Source organism: Mycolicibacterium phocaicum (assembly GCF_010731115.1).
In the GTDB taxonomy this organism is placed as follows: Bacteria; Actinomycetota; Actinomycetes; order Mycobacteriales; family Mycobacteriaceae; genus Mycobacterium; species Mycobacterium phocaicum.
Window position 1 is genome coordinate 2748762 of the sequence record NZ_AP022616.1, and the last position, 19832, is coordinate 2768593.

18 protein-coding genes are annotated in these 19832 nt (G+C 67.2%); 12 read left to right on the top strand and 6 right to left on the bottom strand.

Annotation, left to right across the window (positions count from 1 at the left end):
* Nucleotides 1–122 precede the first annotated feature (122 nt).
* Entirely contained in the window at nt 123–1316 is a 1194-nt protein-coding gene (locus G6N46_RS13250) for a lipid-transfer protein (RefSeq protein ID WP_138248142.1), read from the top strand.
* An 82-nt stretch (nt 1317–1398) separates the two neighbouring features.
* Here G6N46_RS13250 and G6N46_RS13255 read toward each other — a convergent pair whose 3' ends face one another.
* Nucleotides 1399–2004, bottom strand: coding sequence for a TetR/AcrR family transcriptional regulator (locus tag G6N46_RS13255; protein ID WP_138248141.1), 606 nt, complete (start codon nt 2002–2004; stop codon nt 1399–1401).
* 62 nt (nt 2005–2066) lie between these two features.
* On the opposite strand from G6N46_RS13255, the gene G6N46_RS13260 reads away from it, so the two are divergent.
* A complete protein-coding gene (locus tag G6N46_RS13260) occupies nt 2067–2897 on the top strand; it encodes an alpha/beta fold hydrolase (RefSeq protein ID WP_138248140.1) in 831 nt (276 codons plus the stop codon).
* Between the two features lie 42 nt (nt 2898–2939).
* On the opposite strand, the gene G6N46_RS13265 is transcribed toward G6N46_RS13260, so the two are convergent.
* Nucleotides 2940–4568, bottom strand: coding sequence for a fatty acid--CoA ligase (locus G6N46_RS13265; protein WP_163692745.1), 1629 nt, complete (start codon nt 4566–4568; stop codon nt 2940–2942).
* A gap of 100 nt (nt 4569–4668) precedes the next feature.
* Here G6N46_RS13265 and G6N46_RS13270 point away from each other — a divergent pair, with 100 nt between their 5' ends.
* Nucleotides 4669–4986 carry a hypothetical protein gene (locus G6N46_RS13270; RefSeq protein ID WP_163692747.1) on the top strand — a complete coding sequence of 106 codons (318 nt, stop codon included), beginning with the start codon at nt 4669–4671 and terminating at the stop codon, nt 4984–4986.
* A gap of 56 nt (nt 4987–5042) precedes the next feature.
* On the opposite strand, the gene G6N46_RS13275 is transcribed toward G6N46_RS13270, so the two are convergent.
* Together G6N46_RS13275 and G6N46_RS13280 are read right to left on the bottom strand one after the other, a co-directional pair.
* Nucleotides 5043–6209: an MmpL3/TtfA transport complex stabilizer gene (locus G6N46_RS13275; RefSeq protein ID WP_234880555.1), complete on the bottom strand. Its 1167-nt coding sequence runs from the start codon at nt 6207–6209 to the stop codon at nt 5043–5045.
* A gap of 359 nt (nt 6210–6568) precedes the next feature.
* On the bottom strand, nt 6569–7900 hold the full coding sequence (locus G6N46_RS13280; RefSeq protein WP_138248138.1) for a cation:dicarboxylate symporter family transporter: 1332 nt from the start codon (nt 7898–7900) through the stop codon (nt 6569–6571).
* Nucleotides 7901–8044: 144 nt separating this feature from the next.
* Between G6N46_RS13280 and G6N46_RS13285 the strand changes: the two genes are divergently transcribed.
* From G6N46_RS13285 to G6N46_RS13315, 7 genes are all read left to right on the top strand, one after another.
* Nucleotides 8045–9607 carry a sensor histidine kinase gene (locus G6N46_RS13285; RefSeq protein ID WP_138248137.1) on the top strand — a complete coding sequence of 521 codons (1563 nt, stop codon included), beginning with the start codon at nt 8045–8047 and terminating at the stop codon, nt 9605–9607.
* Complete coding sequence (locus G6N46_RS13290) at nt 9604–10293, top strand: response regulator (RefSeq protein WP_061004403.1); 690 nt, start codon at nt 9604–9606, stop codon at nt 10291–10293. The genes G6N46_RS13285 and G6N46_RS13290 overlap by 4 nt, the downstream gene beginning before the upstream one ends.
* A 27-nt stretch (nt 10294–10320) precedes the next feature.
* Entirely contained in the window at nt 10321–10935 is a 615-nt protein-coding gene (locus G6N46_RS13295) for a DUF3060 domain-containing protein (protein WP_163692749.1), read from the top strand.
* A gap of 81 nt (nt 10936–11016) precedes the next feature.
* On the top strand, nt 11017–11580 hold the full coding sequence (locus G6N46_RS13300; RefSeq protein ID WP_061004407.1) for a hypothetical protein: 564 nt from the start codon (nt 11017–11019) through the stop codon (nt 11578–11580).
* A complete protein-coding gene (locus tag G6N46_RS13305; protein WP_338100895.1) occupies nt 11577–12914 on the top strand; it encodes a Dyp-type peroxidase in 1338 nt (445 codons plus the stop codon). The genes G6N46_RS13300 and G6N46_RS13305 overlap by 4 nt, the downstream gene beginning before the upstream one ends.
* Entirely contained in the window at nt 12911–13915 is a 1005-nt protein-coding gene (locus G6N46_RS13310) for a hypothetical protein (protein WP_064861017.1), read from the top strand. The genes G6N46_RS13305 and G6N46_RS13310 overlap by 4 nt, the downstream gene beginning before the upstream one ends.
* Nucleotides 13912–14754 (top strand): bile acid:sodium symporter family protein, encoded by an 843-nt coding sequence (locus G6N46_RS13315; protein WP_138248136.1) that lies wholly within the window; start codon nt 13912–13914, stop codon nt 14752–14754. The genes G6N46_RS13310 and G6N46_RS13315 overlap by 4 nt, the downstream gene beginning before the upstream one ends.
* 4 nt (nt 14755–14758) lie before the next feature.
* Here the strand turns inward: G6N46_RS13315 and G6N46_RS13320 are convergent, their stop codons facing one another.
* Complete coding sequence (locus G6N46_RS13320; protein ID WP_234880554.1) at nt 14759–16969, bottom strand: winged helix-turn-helix domain-containing protein; 2211 nt, start codon at nt 16967–16969, stop codon at nt 14759–14761.
* An 82-nt stretch (nt 16970–17051) separates the two neighbouring features.
* Between G6N46_RS13320 and G6N46_RS13325 the strand changes: the two genes are divergently transcribed.
* Both G6N46_RS13325 and G6N46_RS13330 read left to right on the top strand, forming a co-directional pair.
* The gene (locus G6N46_RS13325; RefSeq protein WP_234880553.1) at nt 17052–17540 is read left to right on the top strand and encodes a hypothetical protein; all 489 of its coding nucleotides are present in this window, start codon (nt 17052–17054) and stop codon (nt 17538–17540) included.
* Nucleotides 17541–17635: 95 nt separating this feature from the next.
* Nucleotides 17636–18388, top strand: coding sequence for an STAS domain-containing protein (locus G6N46_RS13330; protein ID WP_138248134.1), 753 nt, complete (start codon nt 17636–17638; stop codon nt 18386–18388).
* A gap of 149 nt (nt 18389–18537) precedes the next feature.
* Here the strand turns inward: G6N46_RS13330 and G6N46_RS13335 are convergent, their stop codons facing one another.
* Nucleotides 18538–19803, bottom strand: coding sequence for an MCE family protein (locus tag G6N46_RS13335; RefSeq protein WP_138248133.1), 1266 nt, complete (start codon nt 19801–19803; stop codon nt 18538–18540).
* Nucleotides 19804–19832 lie beyond the last annotated feature (29 nt).

A 19832-nucleotide genomic window follows, 5' to 3' on the forward strand; every position in this document is an offset into this window, starting at 1 on the left:
GCCAGAACTAGAACACGTTCTAGGTTGTATACCACCGCCTCGGCGCCGGAGACCAGACCTTTGGGGTCTTGACTAAAAGCGCCGCGCGTGACTGAACTACAGGTAGTAACGAAAGGACTCCCATGGCCAAGAATCGCGTGTTCGTCGTCGGCGTCGGCATGACCAAATTCGAGAAGCCCGGCAGCCGCGAGGGCTGGGACTACCCGCAGATGGCCAATGAGTCCGGCAACAAGGCCCTCGCCGATGCCGGCATCTCGTACGACCAGGTGGAGCAGGGCTACGTCGGCTACTGCTCCGGCGACTCGACGTCCGGCCAGCGCGCCCTGTACGAGCTGGGCATGACGGGCATCCCGATCGTCAACGTCAACAACAACTGTTCGACGGGATCGACGGCGCTTTACCTTGCTGCACAAGCGATCCGAGGTGGTCTCGCGGACTGCACCATCGCGCTGGGGTTCGAGAAGATGCAGCCGGGTTCGCTTCAGGCGGGCGCGCAGGACCGCGAATCGCCGCTGGGCCGGCACGTCAAGGCCCTGGCCGAGATCGACGAGTTCGCCTTCCCCGTCGCGCCGTGGATGTTCGGCGCGGCCGGCCGCGAGCACATGAAAAAGTACGGCACCACCGCCGAGCACTTCGCGAAGATCGGCTACAAGAACCACAAGCATTCGGTCAACAACCCGTACGCGCAGTTCCAGGACGAGTACACGCTCGACGACATCCTGGGCGCCAAGATGATCTCCGATCCGCTGACCAAGCTGCAGTGCTCCCCCACCTCCGACGGTTCGGGCGCGGCGATCGTGGCCAGCGAGGCGTTCGTCGACAAGCACGGGCTGGCCTCGCAGGCCGTCGAGATCGTCGGCCAGGCCATGACCACCGACTTCGCCTCGACGTTCGACGGCAGTGCCGCCAACATCATCGGCTATGACATGAATGTCCAAGCCGCCCAGAAGGTTTACGACCAGTCCGGCCTCGGTCCCGAGGACTTCCAGGTCATCGAGCTGCACGACTGCTTCTCGGCCAACGAGCTCCTGCTGTACGAAGCCCTGGGGCTGTGCGGCGAGGGTGAGGCGCCGCGACTGATCGACGACAACGACACCACCTACGGCGGACGCTGGGTCGTCAACCCGTCGGGCGGCCTGATCTCCAAGGGCCACCCGCTCGGCGCGACGGGCCTGGCCCAGTGCTCCGAGCTGACGTGGCAGCTGCGCGGCACCGCCGACAAGCGCCAGGTCGACGGCGTCACCGCGGCCCTGCAGCACAACATCGGCCTCGGCGGCGCCGCCGTCGTGACGGCCTACCAGCGCGCCGAGCGGTAGTCACCACCCCGCCGAAACGGTATTCCAGCAGGTCCTTACTCGGACTTTTCCTGCTGGAATGCCGTTTCGGCGATAACGGCGGTCAGGGCGTGAACATGGCGTCGACGAGGCGCCGCAGCACCTGACGGGTCTCGCGGCGCGTCTTCTTCGGGTCGTCCGCGGTGGCGATGAGCATGGCCGCCTCGTCGAGGGCGCCAATCAGCACGTGCGCCAGCGCCCGCACCGGTTGACGCGCCAGCTGGCCGGCCTTCATGGCCTCACTGAGCAGCTGTTCCGTCATGCCCAGGCTGTAGCGCTGGGCGACGTCGCGGAAGCCCGCCCAGCCAAGGACGCTCGGGGCATCGAGCAGGACCAGCTGACGCACCTCCGGGTCGCCGGAGACCTCCAGCCAGGCATCGACCGCGGCGCGGATGGCATCGGCCGGTGACGTCGCACCCGACGCCGCCACGATCGCCCCCATCCGGGCCATGACGTCCTCTTCCACCACTTCCACCACCGCCAGGAAAAGCGCTGCCTTGTCGGCGAATTGGTGATACATCGCGCCCCGGGTCACCCCCGCCGTCGTCGCGATCTCTGGTGTGCCCACCTCGGCATAACCACGCTCGCCCCACAGTCGCCGCGCAGCGACGATCAACGCTTCGCGGGTAGCCGCGGAGCGCTCCTCCTGAGTACGCCTCTTGTTTTCCATACACCCTGTTGGTAAGTTGCGGACAGCCTGTTTGTAACTGAGTATCGAGCTAGGAGTGCTCCATGTCGATCATCGAGATTAACGCCGGAACCATCCATTTCGAGGAATTCGGACCGAAGGACGGCAGGCCCGTCGTCTTTGTGCACGGATACATGATGGGTGGGCAGCTGTGGCGCGGTGTCGCCGCGCGACTGGCCGAACGCGGCCTGCGGTGCATCGCCCCGACCTGGCCGCTCGGCGCGCATCCCGAACCGCTGCGCCCGGGCGCCGACCGGAGCATCCACGGCGTCGCGCGCATCGTCGCCGACACCATGGCCGCACTCGACCTCGACGACGTCGTCATCGTCGGCAATGACACCGGCGGTGTGGTCACGCAACTGGTCGCGGTCCACCACCCGGAGCGCATCGGCGCCATGGTGCTGACGAGTTGCGATGCGTTCGAACACTTTCCGCCACCGATCCTCAAGCCACTGATCGCCGCGTCGCAGTCGAAGGCGCTGTTCCGTGCGGGGTCTCAGGTGTTCCGGATCCCGTTGGTGCGCAAGCGCGCCTACGCCGGGCTCGCGTATACCGACTTCGACGCCCTGACTCGGGAGTGGGTGCACAACACGCAGTCCAAACCCGCTGTCGCCGAGGATCTCCGCGTGTTCACCAGCTCTCTGCGCACCGAGGTCACCACCGGAGTCGCGGCGCGGCTGCACGAGTTCGACAAGCCGACGCTCATCGCCTGGTCGGCCGACGACGAGTTGTTCGAAGTCGAGGACGGCGAGAAGCTGGCGATGATCATCCCCAACGCCCGCCTCGAAATCCTCGACGGCGCAAAGACATTCTCGATGCTCGATCGCCCGGACCGCCTCGCCGACCTCATGTCGACCCTCGCAGTGCGCGCCTAGCCGCGAGCTGGGGTACCTCCCGCTTGCGGGGGAGCGAGGGAACTAGATCGTGACGACGTCGTAGACGCCGTCGGCGTACCGGGCGCGGATGGTCTTCTTGTCATACTTGCCGACGCTGGTGCGCGGCACCTGCTCGATGAACGTCCAGCGCTCGGGCAGCCACCAGCGAACCACCTTGTCCGCCAAGAATTCTCGAAGTTCGTCAGGTGTGGCCGAAGCGCCCTCGTGCAGCACCACGGCGACCAGCGGTCGCTCCTGCCAGCGGTCGTCGGGCACCGCGACCACGGCGGCTTCCAGCACCGCGGGGTGCGCGACCAGATGGTTCTCCAACTCGACCGACGATATCCACTCACCGCCGGACTTGATGACGTCCTTGGCCCGGTCGGTGAGGGTGACGAACCCGCAGTCGTCGATGCGTCCGACGTCGCCCGTGCGCAGCCAGCCGCTGTCGAACTTGCTCGCGTCGTAGCCCAGGTAGTAGCTGCCGGTGATCCATGGTCCGCGAATCTCGATCTCCCCCACGGCTTCTCCGTCGCGGGGCAGCGGGGCGCCGGCGTCGTCGACGATCCGGATCTCGACACCACACATGGGCCGCCCGGCGGTCGCCCGGCTCTTCCAATACTCGTCCTCGGACACGTTCGGGAGCGGCTTGGCAGTGGTCGCCAGCGGCGAGGTCTCGGTCATCCCCCAGGCCTGGCGGATGTGGACGCCGTACCGTTCCTGGAAGATGCGCATCATCGACTGCGGCACCGCCGAACCCCCGCAGCCCACGATCCGTAGCGACGAGATGTCATGGCCCGGGTTCTTTTCCAGACAGTTCATCACGTCGTTCCAGATCGTCGGCACGGCGCAGGCGATCGTCGGGCGAGAGGTCTCGATGAGGTTGATCAGTGAAGTGCCGTCCAGGAACCGGTCCGGCATGACCAGGTCGGCGCCCGCCATCAGCGCGGCGTACGGCAGTCCCCAGGCGTTGGCGTGGAACATCGGCACGATGGGGAGCGCCACGTCGTCGCTGCCGACGTCCAGCGCGTTGCTGGTGCACGTTGCCATGGCATGCAGGAAGCTCGAACGATGGCTGTAGACAACGCCTTTCGGGTTGCCGGTGGTGCCGCTGGTGTAACACATCGCGGCTGCGGAGCGCTCGTCGATTTCCGGCCAGTCCAAGTCCTCGGATTGGGCGGCCAACAGCTCGTCGTACCGCAGCACGGTCTTGCCCGCGTTCTCCAGTGGCCCCAAATCCCCTGCGCCGATGGCGATTACCGTGTGCACCGTCTTCATCTGCGGTAGTACCGGGGCGAGCTGGGCAGTCAGCGAGAGGTCGGCGATGACGATCTGGTCCTCGGCCTCGTTGGCGATGTACGCGATCTGTTCGGGCGACAACCGGATGTTGAGGGTGTGCAGCACCGCACCCATCGACGGAATGGCCAGGTAGGCCACGGTGTGTTCGGCGTTGTTCCACATGAACGTGGCCACCCGCTGGTCCCCGGTGATGCCGAGACCCCGCAGCGCGTTGGCCAGCCGTCCGGATTGCCGGCCGACTTCGCCATACGTCATGGTGCGGTACTGCCCGCCGCCGAGCGCCGTGGTGACGGTTCGGCAGGAGTTCTGGCCCGTCGCGTGCCGCATGATCGTGGCGATGGTGAGCGGGGCGTCCTGCATCGTACTGAGCATCGTGAATTTCGCCTCTGGGTTGCTGCCGCTGGGATGTCGAGATGCTAGCCGACCATGCCAGGTAGGAGGATGATTAGCGTTGGCACGACAGGAGAAAATCATGCGCAGGATTTGGACGCTCGCCACGGCGACAATCGGGGGTGCCCTGACGATGCTCGCGCCGGCGGGATTGGCCGCCGCCGAATCGGCGCAGGACACGATCAACCGGCTGCAGTCCGAGGGCTACGTGGTCACGATCGACAAGCTCGGGACCGCGCCGGTGTCGGAGTGCACGGTGACCAGTGTGCGCAATCCGCAACAGACGACCCAGTTGGTGCCGTGGGTCGGCCCCGGCCTGGGCCGCAACAGCAATTCGATCCTGCTGCCGCAGACCAGCAGGACCATTTCGGTGTCGCTGGACTGCACGGGCACGCACTAGCCCCACGAACGCAAGAACGCCCCCGCTGGCAGGCGGGGGCGTTCTTTGTTGGTCGATCAGACGGTCGCGGGCTCCAGCGCGCGCACCTCGCGCATGGCGACGGGCTTGCTCGCCATGAACTGCGAGTAGAGCAGCGGTTTGGGGGCCTCGACGGCGACCGAGGTGACGTCACCGGCGACGTCCGCGACGTACAGCGTCGATCCGTCACGGCTGACGGTGACGCAGGACGGCTGGACGTCCGCGGCGATGGTGTCGACGACCGTGTTGGTCTGGGTGCAGAACACCGAGACCCGGTTGTAGTCGACGACGTAGGCACGGGTGCCGTCGGCGCCGAGCACCAGCTGGGTCGGCGTGTCACCGACGGCGAAACGCCCGGTCACGCGACCGGCGGCCAGGTCGACGACGTGCACCTCACCGCGGGCGGTCAGGTCCGAGGTCAGCACGTAGGCGGTGTTGTCCGGGCCGAGCGCCAGGCTGCGGATCGGAGCACCGATGACGATGGTGTTGCGAATGCGCGCGGTCTCGGTGTCGACGACGACCAGCTGGCTGCCCACCTCGTCGGTGGTGGCGACGTAGAGCCGGTGACCGGTGTGGTCGACCGCGAGGGCGTCGATGCTGATGGCGGCACCGGTCGCGATCTCGATGGTGCCGACGCGGTCGGCGGTGATGTCGATGACGGCGACGTCGATGTACGCATCACCGGCGCGACCCGCGAAGACGCGCTTGCCGTCGGGGCTGACGGCGAGGGCGCTGACGCCGGAGGCCAGCGGGTAGGCGGCGAGCTCAGCACCGGTGGCGACGTCGATGACGGCGATGCCGTCGAACTCCGCACCGGACACGGCGACGTAGGCCCGATCGTCGGTGGCGACGACCGCGAACGGCTCACCGTCGACGGCGATATCGCGGATGCTGCGGCTGCGGGGCTCGATCAGCGACACCATGTTGTCGGCGTAGCTGGTCGCGACCAACTGGCCCGCGCTCTCGGCGATGTCGGCAATGGTGCCGCGGCCAATCTGCGCGATGTCCATGGTTCCGCGCAGCGCCCGGGCGCCGGCCCGCTTCGCTTTTGCACGAGCGTTATTATTTGCCACGATCTTCGGTACCTCCGCCAGCGCGGCAACGCGCCGGTAGTCGATTTCCCGTTCGGGTGCGCCCGGATGAGCGCTGCTTTCAAGAAGTGTAGTGACCGCCACCGACATTCCGGACAGCTTCAGCGACGCCACGTCACGAATTGATCAGAGGCTCTTAGGAGTTACTTATGTTGCGAATTGTTATGCACTTGTTATCAATGGCGATCGATGCTCCCACCTGCTAAAACATCGGTCAATTTAAATTTGAGCAAACAAAGGTCGACCTCATTTCTGAGCGTTTCGAAACACGGATTCCTGACATTCCCAGACAAAGTGAGCTAAACATCACACCGCGACACGAACGCCTTCTATCCCATCCGTCCCATCTGCACGATAGAACTCAGGCTCCACTTCTGTGCATCAAGATCGGGACAGCGCCGAGGCCCACCTGAAGTGGGCCCCGGATTCGCTGTTATCGACGAATTCACATTTTGTTCACGACGAGACGGCCGTCACACCGACGTTGCCGACGGGCTCTGCGTCTCCACGTCGACCATCGTCAGTTCGTCGAACGGATCGCCGCCGCTCAGCACGGCGTCGGCCTTTGCCCGGTCGAGCGTCCCGGTCCACGAGCCGATCAGAACGGTGGCAACCGCGTTACCCGAGAAGTTGGTGACGGCCCGCGCCTCCGACATGAACCGGTCGATGCCGACGATCAGGCCGACGCCGTCCAGCAGGTCGGGCCGGTGACTCTGCAGGCCGCCGGCCAGCGTTGCGAGGCCCGCGCCCGTGACCCCGGCAGCGCCCTTGGAGGCGACGATCATGAACGCCAGCAGCGCCAACTGCTCCCCGATCGCCATCGGCCGCCCCATGGCGTCGGCGATGAACAGCGCCGCCATGGTCAGGTAGATGGCGGTCCCGTCGAGGTTGAACGAGTAGCCGGTCGGCACCACGACGCCGACGGTGCTGCGGTCCACGCCCAGGTGCTCCATCTTGGCGATCAGCCGAGGTAGCGCCGACTCCGACGACGACGTCGAGAAGATCAGCAGGTATTCGCGCGCCAGGTAGCGGACCAGCCGGAAGATCGACATCCGCGTCACCGACCACAGCACCACGCCGAGCACACCGAAGACGAAGACGACGCAGGTCACGTAGAACCCGAGCATCAGGGTCAGCAGCTGGGTGACCGCGCGCCAGCCGGTCTGGCCGACGACGCCGGCCATGGCGCCGAACGCGCCGATCGGCGCCAGCCACAGGATCATGATCAGGACCCGGAACACCAGTTTCTGCAGGTGCTCGACGCCCCGCAGGACGGGTTCACCCGCAGTGCCCATCGCCTGCACGGCGAAGCCGACGAGCAGCGCGATGAACAGCGCCTGCAGCACGTTTCCACTGGTCAGCGCAGACAACAGCGTCTCGGGGATGATGTGCGAGACGAAGTCCATGAGGCCGCCGGCCTCATGCGCCTTCTGGGCCAGTTTCGCGCCCTGACCGGTTGCCTGCGCCGACAGGTGCAGGCCCGATCCGGGGCTCAGCAGGTTGCCGACGACCAATCCGATCGCCAGCGCCACCGTCGACATCACCAGGAAGTAGGCGAGCGACAGGCCACCGATCTTGCCGACCGTCGCGGCTTTGCGCACCGAGCCGATGCCCAGCACGATCGTGCAGAAGATGACCGGCGTGATCATCATCTTGATCAGGTTGACGAACAGGGTGCCGAGGACCGCGATGTCCTTGCCCACCCCCGGCGCGATGAGGCCGACGGCCACACCGCCGACCACGGCGACGAGCACCGCGATGTACAGCCAATGGGTGCGGTCGCGACGGGGCGCTTGATCAGTCATGTCGGGCAGTCCTCCGGCCTCGATGTCGAAAACTTCTGCAAGGATGTTGGTCCAGAACGTGAGGCACGTCACGCATATGTTCATTTCGTTCACGGAAGTTCACCGCGCACGCCACGAGCAGGCGGATTACAGAAGGACGCAGTGATGCGCAGTTGGCCGGCCGCGCCGCGCTGGTCCCTGGCCGGCCAGATCGTCGCCCTGCAGATCGCGATCATCATCGTCGTGGTGGTGGCCGGCAGCGCGCTGGCCGTGGTGCAGTCGCGCCGCACCAATGACGCCGCGGCCAAACAGCTGCTCACCGGCGTCGTGACGGCACTGGCCGACGCGCCGTCGACGGCTGCCGCCATCCAGACGGGCAGCGCCACGGAAGTACTTCAGCCGGTGACCGAAACCGTTCGGGCCCAGACGGGCATCGCTTTCATCACCGTCATGGCGCCCGACGGCACCCGGTTCACCCACACCGACCCGCGCCAGATCGGCGGCCATTACCTGGGCACTACGGCGCAGGCCCTGAAAGGCCAGACACACACGGAGTTCTATACCGGGACGCTGGGCCGCTCGGTGCGAACCATCGCCCCGGTGCGGGACGGTGCCGGACGGGTGGTGGGCCTGGTCGCCGCGGGCATCACCGAGACCACGCTGACGGCGCAGTGGCGCCACCAGATCCCGGTGATCGCGGCGATCAGCCTTGCCGCCCTTGCCCTTTCACTGGCCGGCACCTGGCTGATCCGGCGCCGCCTGCTCCGCCAGACCCACGGGCTGCGGCCGGACCAGTTGCGCGTGATGTACGAGCACCACGATGCCGTACTGCACTCGGTGTCCGAAGGCCTGCTGGTGCTCGAGAGGGGACGCGTGGCACTGGCCAACGACGAGGCGCGGCGCCTGCTGGCACTGCCGCCCGGCGCGGTGGCCCTGTCCGATCTGCCGGAGTTCCTGCGCGCGGCCGATCCCGGTGTACGCGACGAGGTGCACGTCACCGACGACCGGGTGCTGGTGGTCAGCCGGTCACCGGTGGCCGGCGCCTCAGGTTCGGAGGTGGTGACGATCCGGGACCGCACCGAATTACAAAGCACCCTGGGAGAACTCAGCTCGCTGAAGGTCCTCACCGACTCGTTGCGGGCGCAGGCGCACGAAGCGGCGAACAAGTTGCACACGGTGATCACCATGGTCGAGATGGGGCGCCCGGCGGACGCCGTCACCTTCGCCACCGACGAACTGGAGCTGTCCCAGCGGCTCGTCGACCGGCTGTCCAGCGAGGTCCGCGAACCCGCCCTGGTGGCATTGCTGCTGGGCAAGAGCGCCCAGGCCCACGAACGTGGCATCGACTTCACCGTCACCATGGACTCACAATTACCTTCGGACACTTCACAACTACCGCTGAGCGGGCCGGAAATGGTGACGGTGCTGGGCAACCTGATCGACAACGCGATCGACGCGTGCGACCGCGACGAGCCGTGGGTCGAGGTGACGGTGCGGTGCGAGCCGGGCGCCGAACTGCACATGCGGGTGGCCGACAGCGGCACCGGCATGGACCCGGCGACATTCGAAAACGCCATGCGCCGTGGCTATTCGACGAAATCGGCGCCGGGACACGGGCTGGGTCTCGCCCTGGTGGCACAGGTGGTCAAGCGGCACGGCGGCACGTTGTCGTCCGATGTCAGTTACGGTTCGGTGGTGTCGGTGACGATTCCGGCGGCAACCTCATGACCACCGTGCTGATCGTCGACGACGATCCCCTGATCGCCGAGGCGCACCGCACGTATGTCGAACGGCTGGAAGGGTTTTCCGTCGCGGCGGTGGCCCACACCGCGCGCGAGGCCATCCACGCCGCGACCCGCGCGACCACCACCGACCAGCCCATCGACCTGGTCCTGCTGGACCTCGGCCTGCCCGACGCCAGCGGCATCAGCCTGGCGTCGGCACTGTCCGGGCTGCGGCCGGCGCCGGACATCATCGCCATCACCTCCGAGCGCGATCTGGAGATGGTGCGCGCCGCCGTCGCGCACGGCGCGCTGGCGTATCTGTTGAAGCCGTTCACCTTCGCGGCCTTCCGGGACCGGCTGGACCGCTATCAGCGGTACCGGACGGCGCTCCCGGCCGGGGTCGACGCGGCCAGCCAGGCCGAGGTGGACCGGGCGCTCGCCGAATTGCGCACCAGCGCAGATAAATCCGCGGCCCCGAAAGGCGCGTCGGCGCTGACGAACGACGACATCGCCCGCGCGGTACGGGACAGTCCCGACGGGCTGACGGCCGACGAGGCCGCCAAGGCGGTCGGGGTTGCGCGGGTGACCGCCTGGCGCTATCTGGAGCGGCTGGCCGACGACGGAACCGTCACGCGCCGAAGCGAATACGGCGGGACCGGCCGGCCCAAGACCCGCTATCTGTGGCGTTGACTTCGCCGGGTGTGACAGCATCGGATCATGAGTCGCGACGACGATCCTGAAGCCCGCATCCGCGAGCTCGAACGCGCGATGACCGATCAGGCACGGGCCTCGGAGCTGACGGAGCCAGGCCAAGGGTGGTCCTCGCGCACGCCCGCGGCCGGCACGCCGTACACCGGCCCCGCAGAGCTCGCCGCGCAACGTCCGTACCGAACGACCGGCAAGAAACACCTGACGTTTCTCCCGCCCTCCTCCAACCATCAGCCCAGCGTCTCGGTGGCCGCCCCGACCCCGCCGCAACCGGGCGACGAATCGTCGGTGGTCGTCAACGGCACCACGGTGCAGTCCGGTCCCGGCCTGGTCGAATTGCCGCCGCAGTCCGACGATCCCAACCGGCCCATTCAGGTCGCGGGTGTGCGCGGTCACCGCACCGTCGCGTGCAACGACAGGCCGATCAGCATCAGCGGGGTGTCCAACAGCGTCACCATCACCGGGCACTGCGCGACCGTCGAGGTCTCCGGGATCGAGAACACCGTGACGGTCGACTCCGCCGACAAGATCGTCACGTCCGGCATGGACAACCACGTCACCTACCACTCCGGGACCCCGGAGATTCCCGATCCGGGCCGGTCCAACACCGTCAGCCGCGGCTGAACGACCAGACGACGGCCCGCGCGTCAATTTCCCCCGAATCGGGGGACGACGGGAGTCCGCGGCGTTCATAATCTCGTTGCCATGGCGCACAACGGAAATGACGATTGGACCCAACCCGCAGCTCTGGCGATCCCGAAAGAGGGCTACTTCGAACTCACCCGCGGTCGCTACGGGCCGGTCTTCCCGCGCACCCCGGCGTGCTACGGCTTCAACATCATCGCCAAGGTGCTCGACGGTCATGAGCAGGCGATCCGGGACTACGGCAAGCAACTCGAGGCTGCCGTCGCCGCACAGCCCGACGTGCTGGCCCCGCTGAAGCTGCACTATCTGCGGTGGAATCTGTTCGACGTCGGCTCCGGGCTGCACTTCCAGTACCAGGGCATCTTCGACACCGACTTCGACAAGTACACCGAGGACGCCGTCAAGCTGTTCAGCTCGACGGGGATCACCACGGCGTTCACCCATCTGGAGGGCTTCCCCGCCGACTGGAAGACCAACCCCGAGGCGTTCATCATGTTCGTCCGCGAGCACCAGGTGCCGAGCTTCCTGGAGTACGGCGAGTACCCCTACGTGACGGCGGTGGAGATCAAGAAGGCCCTGCGGCTCAAGGCCGCGTTCTCCGACATGTTGGACCAGATGCAGTGACAGAACTCGAGTTCGACGATATTCAGCACATCATGCTGACCGGGACGCCTCACCTCACCGGCCGGTACGAGTTCCTGTCGTTCGACACCCCCGAAGCCGGGCAGGCCTGGCTGGCCGAGATGGTCCCGCTGGTGCACTCGGCGACCGATGTGCGCAAGACGGTCAACATCTTCAAGCGGTGGGTGAACCTGGCGTTCACCTGGAACGGCTTGCGCGCGTTGGGACTTGACGAGCAGACGCTGGCCACCTTCCCCGCCGAGTTCCGCGAGGGCATGGCGGCCCGCGCCGATATCCTGGGCGATACCGGCGCCGCCGCACCGGAGCACTGGGTGGGCGGGCTCGCGGGTGACGACCTCCATGCCATCGTCATCCTGTTCGCAAGGGACGAGGACGAACGGGTGCGCTGCGTCGGCGAGCACGACGCACTGTTGGCCCGCTGCCCCGGCGTGCGGTCGCTGTCGCATCTCGATCTGGCGGCCACTGCGCCGTTCGAGTACGACCACGATCACTTCGGCTACCGCGATCCGGTGTCGCAGCCGCAGATGGCCGGTTCCGGCGAGACGCTGATCCCCGGCGCCGGCGGGGCGCTGGCTGCGGGGGAATTCCTCCTCGGCTATCCGGACGAGGAGGGTCTGGTCTCGAATCAGCCTGCCCGCGAGGTGCTTTCACGCAACGGCAGCTTCATGGCGTACCGCAGGCTGGAGGAGCATGTCGGAACCTTCCGCGACTACCTGAAGCAGCACGCCGCGGACGCCGAGGGCGAGGAGTTGCTGGCCGCCAAGTTCATGGGCCGCTGGCGCAGCGGCGCACCACTGGTCTTGGCGCCCGAGCACGACGATCCCGAGCTCGGCGCGGACCCGATGCACAACAACGATTTCGACTACGCCACGATGGACCCGCACGGCTACAAATGTCCGGTGGGCTCCCACGCACGTCGGCTCAACCCGCGCGATACCGAGCCGAATCCCAATCGGCGCAGGATGATCCGGCGCAGCGGCACCTACGGGCCGGCGCTGCCCGCGGGCGCTCCCGACGACGGTGTCGAACGGGGCGTCGGGATGTTCCTGATCTGCGCCAGCCTGGTGCGGCAGTTCGAGTTCGCCCAGAACGTCTGGATCAACGACACCGCGTTCCAGGAGCTCGGCAACGAACACGACCCCATCTGCGGCACCCAGGACGGCACGCTGGACTTCACGATCCCCAAACGGCCGATCCGCAAGGTGCACAAAGGGTTACCGGCATTCACCACACTGCGGGGCGGGGCATACTTCTTCCTACCCGGCCTGACCGCACTGCGCTATCTCTCCACACTCGGACATCAAGGAGCATCATGAGTTCTTACGCCCGCACCTACAACCAGGCCCACATCACGCGCCCCCACAACGGCAACCGCCGTGTCAGCATCTACTGGTCGTGGAGCTACCCGTGGGAGGCCCAGCGCGACCCGGCACTGCTGTACAACCGGTTCTCCACCATGACCGAGGTGCGCGCGGCGACGTGGCCGGCCTACGAAGGTGTCGAATACAGCGCGCGGGAGTTCCTGCAGGGCGTCGACGGCACGCTGGAGCTGTTCCACCGCTCCTCGTTGTCCTTCCAGGATGTCGCCGGTGAAGCGACGGGGCATCCGGTGGCGGTGTTCCAGCGGGTCGATCAGGCCGGTTACCGGCTGCCGATCGACGAACGCATCCTGAACGACACCGACACCCTGATGATCTTCGGGTTGGACCATCTGCTCGGCGACGAGGAAGCCACCCCCGAGGAGGTCGCCGCGATCCAGCAGTGGCTGAAGCGCGAGGGCACCTGCCTGATGCTGGCCCCGCACCACGACGTCGGCTTCACCGACGACAAAGAGCAGCAGCAGATGGAGTACCTGCACCACGGCGACCCGCTGACACCGCGGGTGCAGAACTTCAGCGGATTCGCGCGGTCGCTGCTTACGGGGCTGAACATCCCGGTGCACAACACGTGGGGTCTGCGACCCGCGACGGTTGAGGGCACCAAACAGATTGTGCCCCTTACCGCTTTCCGCGACCTGGACTCTGCCGGTCTGCTGCGTGACGTCACGACGCTGGCCCTGCACCCGCACCTGCCGCACTACCAGTTGACCGCCCCCGAGAGCCCGGAGTTGCGGGTGCTGGGCCGGCAGCTGATCGACCAGACCCGGCCGCACCCCTTCACGCTGGCAGGCAACACCGAGTTCAATGCGCTGATCCACATGCCGCCGACCGGGGACCGTGCCGGCGACATCGTGCTGGTCGACTCGACACATTTCACGACGCTGTTCGGCGCCAGCGAGAGCTTGAAGTCGTTCTGGCGCAACCTGGTGACGATGTGACGGTAACCGAGCTGGCGGTTCGCGGTTCCAACATCGCGGTCGTCGTCTTCGTGGTGGCCAGCACTCTGGGCGTCGGACTGAGTCTGACTCCGGCCCAGATCCTGGCTCCGCTCAAGGACGTTCGGGGGGTGAGCCTGACCCTCGTGGCCAATTTCGTTGCCGCGCCGTTGGTTGCACTCGGGCTCTGGCACCTCTTCGATCTCGACGAGGCCCTGGGAGTGGGTCTGCTGCTGTGCGGGCTGGCCGCGGGCGCGCCGTTCCTGATCAAGCTCGCCGAATTCGCCAAGGCCGACACGGCTTTGACGGTGGGCCTGATGGTGCTGCTGATGATCACCACGGTGGTGTACGTGCCGATCGTCCTGCCGATCTTCCTCAAGGGGTCGTCGGTCGATCCGCTCGCGATCGCGTCTTCGCTTGTGATCCTCATGCTGATCCCCTTGGCGATCGGGCTGTTCTGGCGGCAGCGGTCCGCGGGCACGGCCGCGCGCATCCGGCCCGCAGTCGGGCTGGTGAGCACCGTCGGCATGGTCCTGGTGGTCGTGCTGACCATCGTCGCGAACTTCCGGGAGGTGCTGTCGATCTACGGCACCCGGGGGCTGCTGGCCGCCGTCGTCTACACCGCGATCTGCGCCGGAATCGGTTGGGGTTTGGTGTTTTTCAGCACGGCGGCCCGGCCTGTCCTGGCGCTGGGCACCGCGCAGCGCAACGCGGCGGCCGCCTTCGTGGTGGCCGGCCAGAACTTCAGCGACCCGCGCGTCACGGTGATGATCACGGTCGTGCTCATCGCGGAGTTCTCGATGTTGATCCCGTTCTCGCGGTTCCTGGCCCGCAAGGCCTGACGGGTCAGGACTGATCCAGCAGGCCGAGGCGCGTCGCCTCGGCCACGGCTTCGGCGCGCGACGACACCGACAGCTTGCGGTAGATCGCCTTGGCTTGGCTCTTCACGGTCTCCCGCCCGAGGTGCAGTTCAGCGGCGATCTTCTGCAGCGACAGGTGGGTCGCGAGGTGCGGGAGCAGACGCAGCTCGGCCGCGGTCAGTGCCGGCCGCGGCCCGTGCTGCGCATGTGCCGCAAGCAATTCTCGAACCCGAGCCAACCGCAGGTGCACCGCGGCCGCGTCGGGCTCCCGCCGTGCGGCCAGCAGCCCCGCGTCGAGGTGCCGGCGGCACAGTTCCGGGTCGTCGATCTCGAGGGCGGTGGCCGCGGCCAGCGCATGTCCCAGCGCCGCGGTGCGCGCCGCCAGGTCACCCAGCCGGTCCAGCAGCCGTTCGGCCCCGCGCACCGCATCCCGCGCCCCGGCCACGTCGCCGCGGTGGCTGCGTACCAATCCGTCGACCGCGTAGACCAACACCACGGGCACCAGATCGCACAGGTCGCGGGAGTCGACGATGCTCCGCGCCTGCGCGCTGCGCTGCGCCGCGGACGCAACGGCGCCGTCGTCGAGGTCCAGCAGGGCCAGATGTGCCAGTGCCACAGCCCGGAACCCGGGCAGATCGTCGAGGACCGGGAGCGACGATTCCAGTGTCGCCCTGGCATTTTCGGGGTCACCGGCCATCGACAGCGCTCCGCCTTTGACGGAGGCGGCCGCGCCCCACCACGGGTTGACGAGGTGGTCGCCGGCGGCGCAGACCGTGTCGGCATGCCGGACCACCTCGAGCACCCCGCCGATGCCGACGAGCGCGCCGACCAGGGCGGCCGCGACTGTCACCGACGGCGCCCCGTCTGCCAGGCCCGCACCCCGGTCCGCGGCAGCGGCCAGCAACAGGGAGCGCTGGACCAGATCGGCGTCCCCCAGCGTCAGCCCGAACCAGGCCCGGGCGATCGCGGCGTCCGGGTGATCGGCGAACACGCGCTCGTCGAGCAGGCTCAGGCGGCGCTCCAAGATGCCTGCGCGGCCGTCGAATCCGAGACGCACGGCATCGCGTTCCACGAGCGCCGCGGCATGTGCCGGGTCAGCGGCCGCGAGCGCCTGGAACAGGGCCCCGTCGATGTCGCCGGTCCGCTCGAGATGCTCAGCCGCCCGGGACGCGAGGGCGCGGAACCGTTCCGGATCGCGATTGCGCAGCCGCGCACGGAGCAGGTCGGCGAACAGCCGGTGGTACCGGTATTCGATGCCCTGCGCGTCGAGCGAGACCAGGAACAGGTTGCCGGAGGCGCTGATCGTGCTCAGCATGTGCGCCGAATCATCCCGCTGCAGAACGCTGTTCAGATCGTCGGCGGTGAAGTGGTCGAGCACCGCGGATTCCACGAGGAATGCCTCGACGGACGGGTCCAGCCGGCCCAGTACCTCTTCGACCAGATAGTCCGCCACCAGGCGGTGACGTCCGGTGATCGCCTCCACCGATGAACCGTCACGCAACGCCATGGCCGCCATCACCACACCGGCAGCCCAGCCCTCGCACCGGTCGACCACCAGCGCCGCCGTCGGGCCGACCGGTCCGCCGACCGAGTCGAGCGCCGATTCTGCCTCTGCCACAGAAAGTTTCAGCTCGTCGGTGCCGATCTCGAGCACGCCGCCCTGCAGCCGGCGGCGCGCCAGATCGAGTGGCGGCGCGGTGCGGCCGATCAGCGTCAGCGTCGTGGACCGCGGCGCCAATTGGACCAGGGCACGCAAGGTCGACAGCGCCGCTTCGTGCGTCAGCTCATGAATATCGTCCAGCACCAAGACAATCGGCCCGGCCGACTCCAGCGCCGCGATGGCCGCGGGAACCAATTGGGTTTCCACGGCCCGGCCGGCGCCGCGGAGGTACTGAAGCGTCGCGGGATCGACCGGGGTGACCTGGTCCACCGCCGTCACCAGGTGCAGCAACAGGTGGGCGGGATCGTTGTCGAGATGGTCGAGCCGCACCCAGGCGAATAGCCGGGCGTCGGCGTCGTCCCAGAGCGCCACCGCCGTCGTCTTGCCGTAGCCGGCGGGCGCGACGACCATCACCAGCTCGGCATCCAAATCCGACAACAATCCGGTGACCGCCGGCCGCGCGATGACGGCACCGCCCAGCCGGGGCGGGCCGTAGGTGGCCGCCGGGATGTGCGCTACCCAGCCGTCCCCTGCCACCCTGGCATCGTAGGTGGGTTTCCCATGGCCGCCCAACCGCGCCATTTCTGACCACCCCGTCGAATACGTTGATACCGTGCCCATGACGATGGGAGCGACCATGGGCAACGCAATCCGTTCGGTGGCAGTCGCCGCAGCCGTGATCGGCCTCGTGGCGGGCTGCGCCGGTAAGAACGACTCCGGCACCACAGCATCGTCGAGCACCGCCCCGGCCGCAGCGGCAACCCCCGCGCAGTTGCAGGCGCTGGTGCCGACGCCCACCGGCACTGCCCAGACCTGGGGCCCAGACCCGATCGCGGACAACGGGATTCACCTCAGCTTCAAGGTCACCGGCTCCCCGACCGACGTCGTGACCGCCTACAAGACCGCACTAGAAGGCAAGGGCTGGGCCGTCACCACCATCGTGTCGTCCGATGGCGGACCGAGCGGTGGCGGGGGCGCCACCTATACCGGCACTCATGGCGACAGCTACGGCGTGTTCGACGGCGGCGGGTTCGGCGCCGAGACGTACCTCAACGTGTGCACCTGGCCGGCCAAGCCGGCCCAGCCCAACTGCAGCCGCAAACGCTGACTCCGAGAAACCACGGCTCACCGTTTCACCCCAGCGCGACTGGGTAGGAAGTTCTGGGGCGGGGAAAGTCCCTAGCTCGGAACGGCCGAAAAGTCATGGCACAGCTGCGAGTCAGCGCACCTGTCTTCGGGAGGTGCGGCGAATACACGTTGCGCTGCACCGGCGAACTCGATGGTGTCTCATATCGCATGTTGCGCGACAGCGTGGTCAGAGCCGCGGTGGACGAACCCCGCGTGGTGATCGTCGATGTCAATGAGTTGCGCGTCCCTGACGCGTCGGCGTGGTCGGTGTTCTCAAGTGCCCGTTGGCACGTTCGAGTCTGGCCTGACGTGCCGATCGTGCTGGTGTGCGCCGACGAGGCCGCCCGCCGGCTCATCCGGCAATGCGGCATCACGCGTTACGTGCCTGCATTCGCCACAACGCAGGACGCGCTGCAGGCGGTGGGCGACGAGTGGCCCCAACCGAAACGCCGGGCACGTGCCGATCTTCCTCCGCACGTCAGCAGCATCGTCGACGCACAGCGGTTGGTCGGCGGCTGGTTGTCCGGATGGTCGTGCACCCCTCTGATCCCGATCGCGGCAACGGTCGCCACGGCCTTCGTCGAAAATGTGCTGCGGCACACCGACTCCGCGCCCACGCTTCGGGTTGAGTACGACGGCCACGTGGTCGCGGTAGCTGTCGAGGATGCCAGTACCGCACTGGCGCAGCGCCGGGAAGAAGCGCGCTCCGGCACCAGCCAGCTATCAGGGCTGGCCATGGTGACCGCGCTGACCCGCGGATGGGGAAACCTCCCGACGCCGACCGGCAAGATCGTTTGGGCGGCCGTGGGTCCCGAGAATGTCCTGTAGCCATACCCCCAGCGAGGTGGTCGATCAGAGTTGCGTGGCCTTGTCGATCACTCATTGGGACAGCCCACCGTGCCGTGATGAACAGGCGGAGGGACAGCCCGAGCGGATCGGCGTCGCCCAGCCTACTCCGCAACGGTCCCCATCGGCGCTCACGGATTGATGGTGTTCTCGCCGTCCTGACGACCCCAGACGTACTCGGATGCGAACGGCGAACCGAGACCGAAATGGTTGTACGGCGCGATCGACGCACCGGTGTCCATCACCATGTACGGCATGGGCCAGATGTCGCGCGTGACGGTCCAGCAGCCGGGCCGGCCCATCGGCCCTCCCCTGGCGTTGATCCGCGGCAGGTTGTCGGGATAGACGTACTGATTCGCCGAACCGACGAGCGCGGTGTGCGATATCAGCGAGTAGCCGTTGCCGCCGACAGCGAAGGACGTCGCCTGCACCGCGCGCGGGAGGGCCCTTATGCCGCAATCGATTTCGGGGCTGTACTTGTCGAGCACCTGGGACGTCGGGAGCAGATCCTGGGCGCCACGAACCAGATACGGCCCGCCGCGCTCGAAGATGTCGCCGCCGGTGTTGCCGAACCCGACCGATGCCATCAACGCCTGATCGATGTTGTCGCGCTGATCATTCAAGGTGCGCTCGGTGGTCACCGCGTTCTTGAGGCCGTCCCACAGGTCCGGGGACGCGTTCGCATAGACCTCGGCGAGATCGGCCAGCGCGCGGTTGTCATGCCGGATGGACGGCATCCGCTGGTTCAGATCGGCCAGGATGACGTTGCCGTTCACCAGCGACTGACCGAACTTGTCGCCCAACCCGTCGAGGGCCTGGGCCGCCGCCGACAGCGTCGCGTTCAGCTTGATCGGGTCGACCTGCTCGGAGATCGCGGTGATGGTCTCGAACAGCGTGTTGAATTCCGTGGTGACGCTGACGGCGTTCACGGTATCGCCGGCCTTGAGGCGCTGCGGCGTCGGGTTCGGCGGCGAGGTCATGGAGATGTACTTGTTGCCGAATACCGTTGTGGCGAGCAGCTTGACGTCGACGTTGCGGGGCAGCACGTCGAGGTATCGCGGGTCGACGTTGAGGATCAATTTGGCTTCGGCCTTCTCGCCGGGGGCAGCCACCACCTCGCTGCCCGTGAGCCGCCCGATCGGCACGCCGTTGTAGGTGACCTTCGAGCCGTTGTCCATCGACAGCCCGGCCCGACTGGCCAGCACGTACACCTGAGCCTTGCTGTCGAAGGCGCCACGGAACTGGAGCCAGGTGAGCGTCATCCCCGCGATCGTGACAAGAGCCACGATCAAGCCGGCGATCTTGTACGGCGGGGTGCGATCCCGGTTGAGCGGCGCATGGACCTGGCCCGCGGCGACGGGCGGCAACGGCTGCAGTGGCGGCCGTGGTTTCGTCATGGCACTCCAGCGTCAGATCGAGGTGTGGC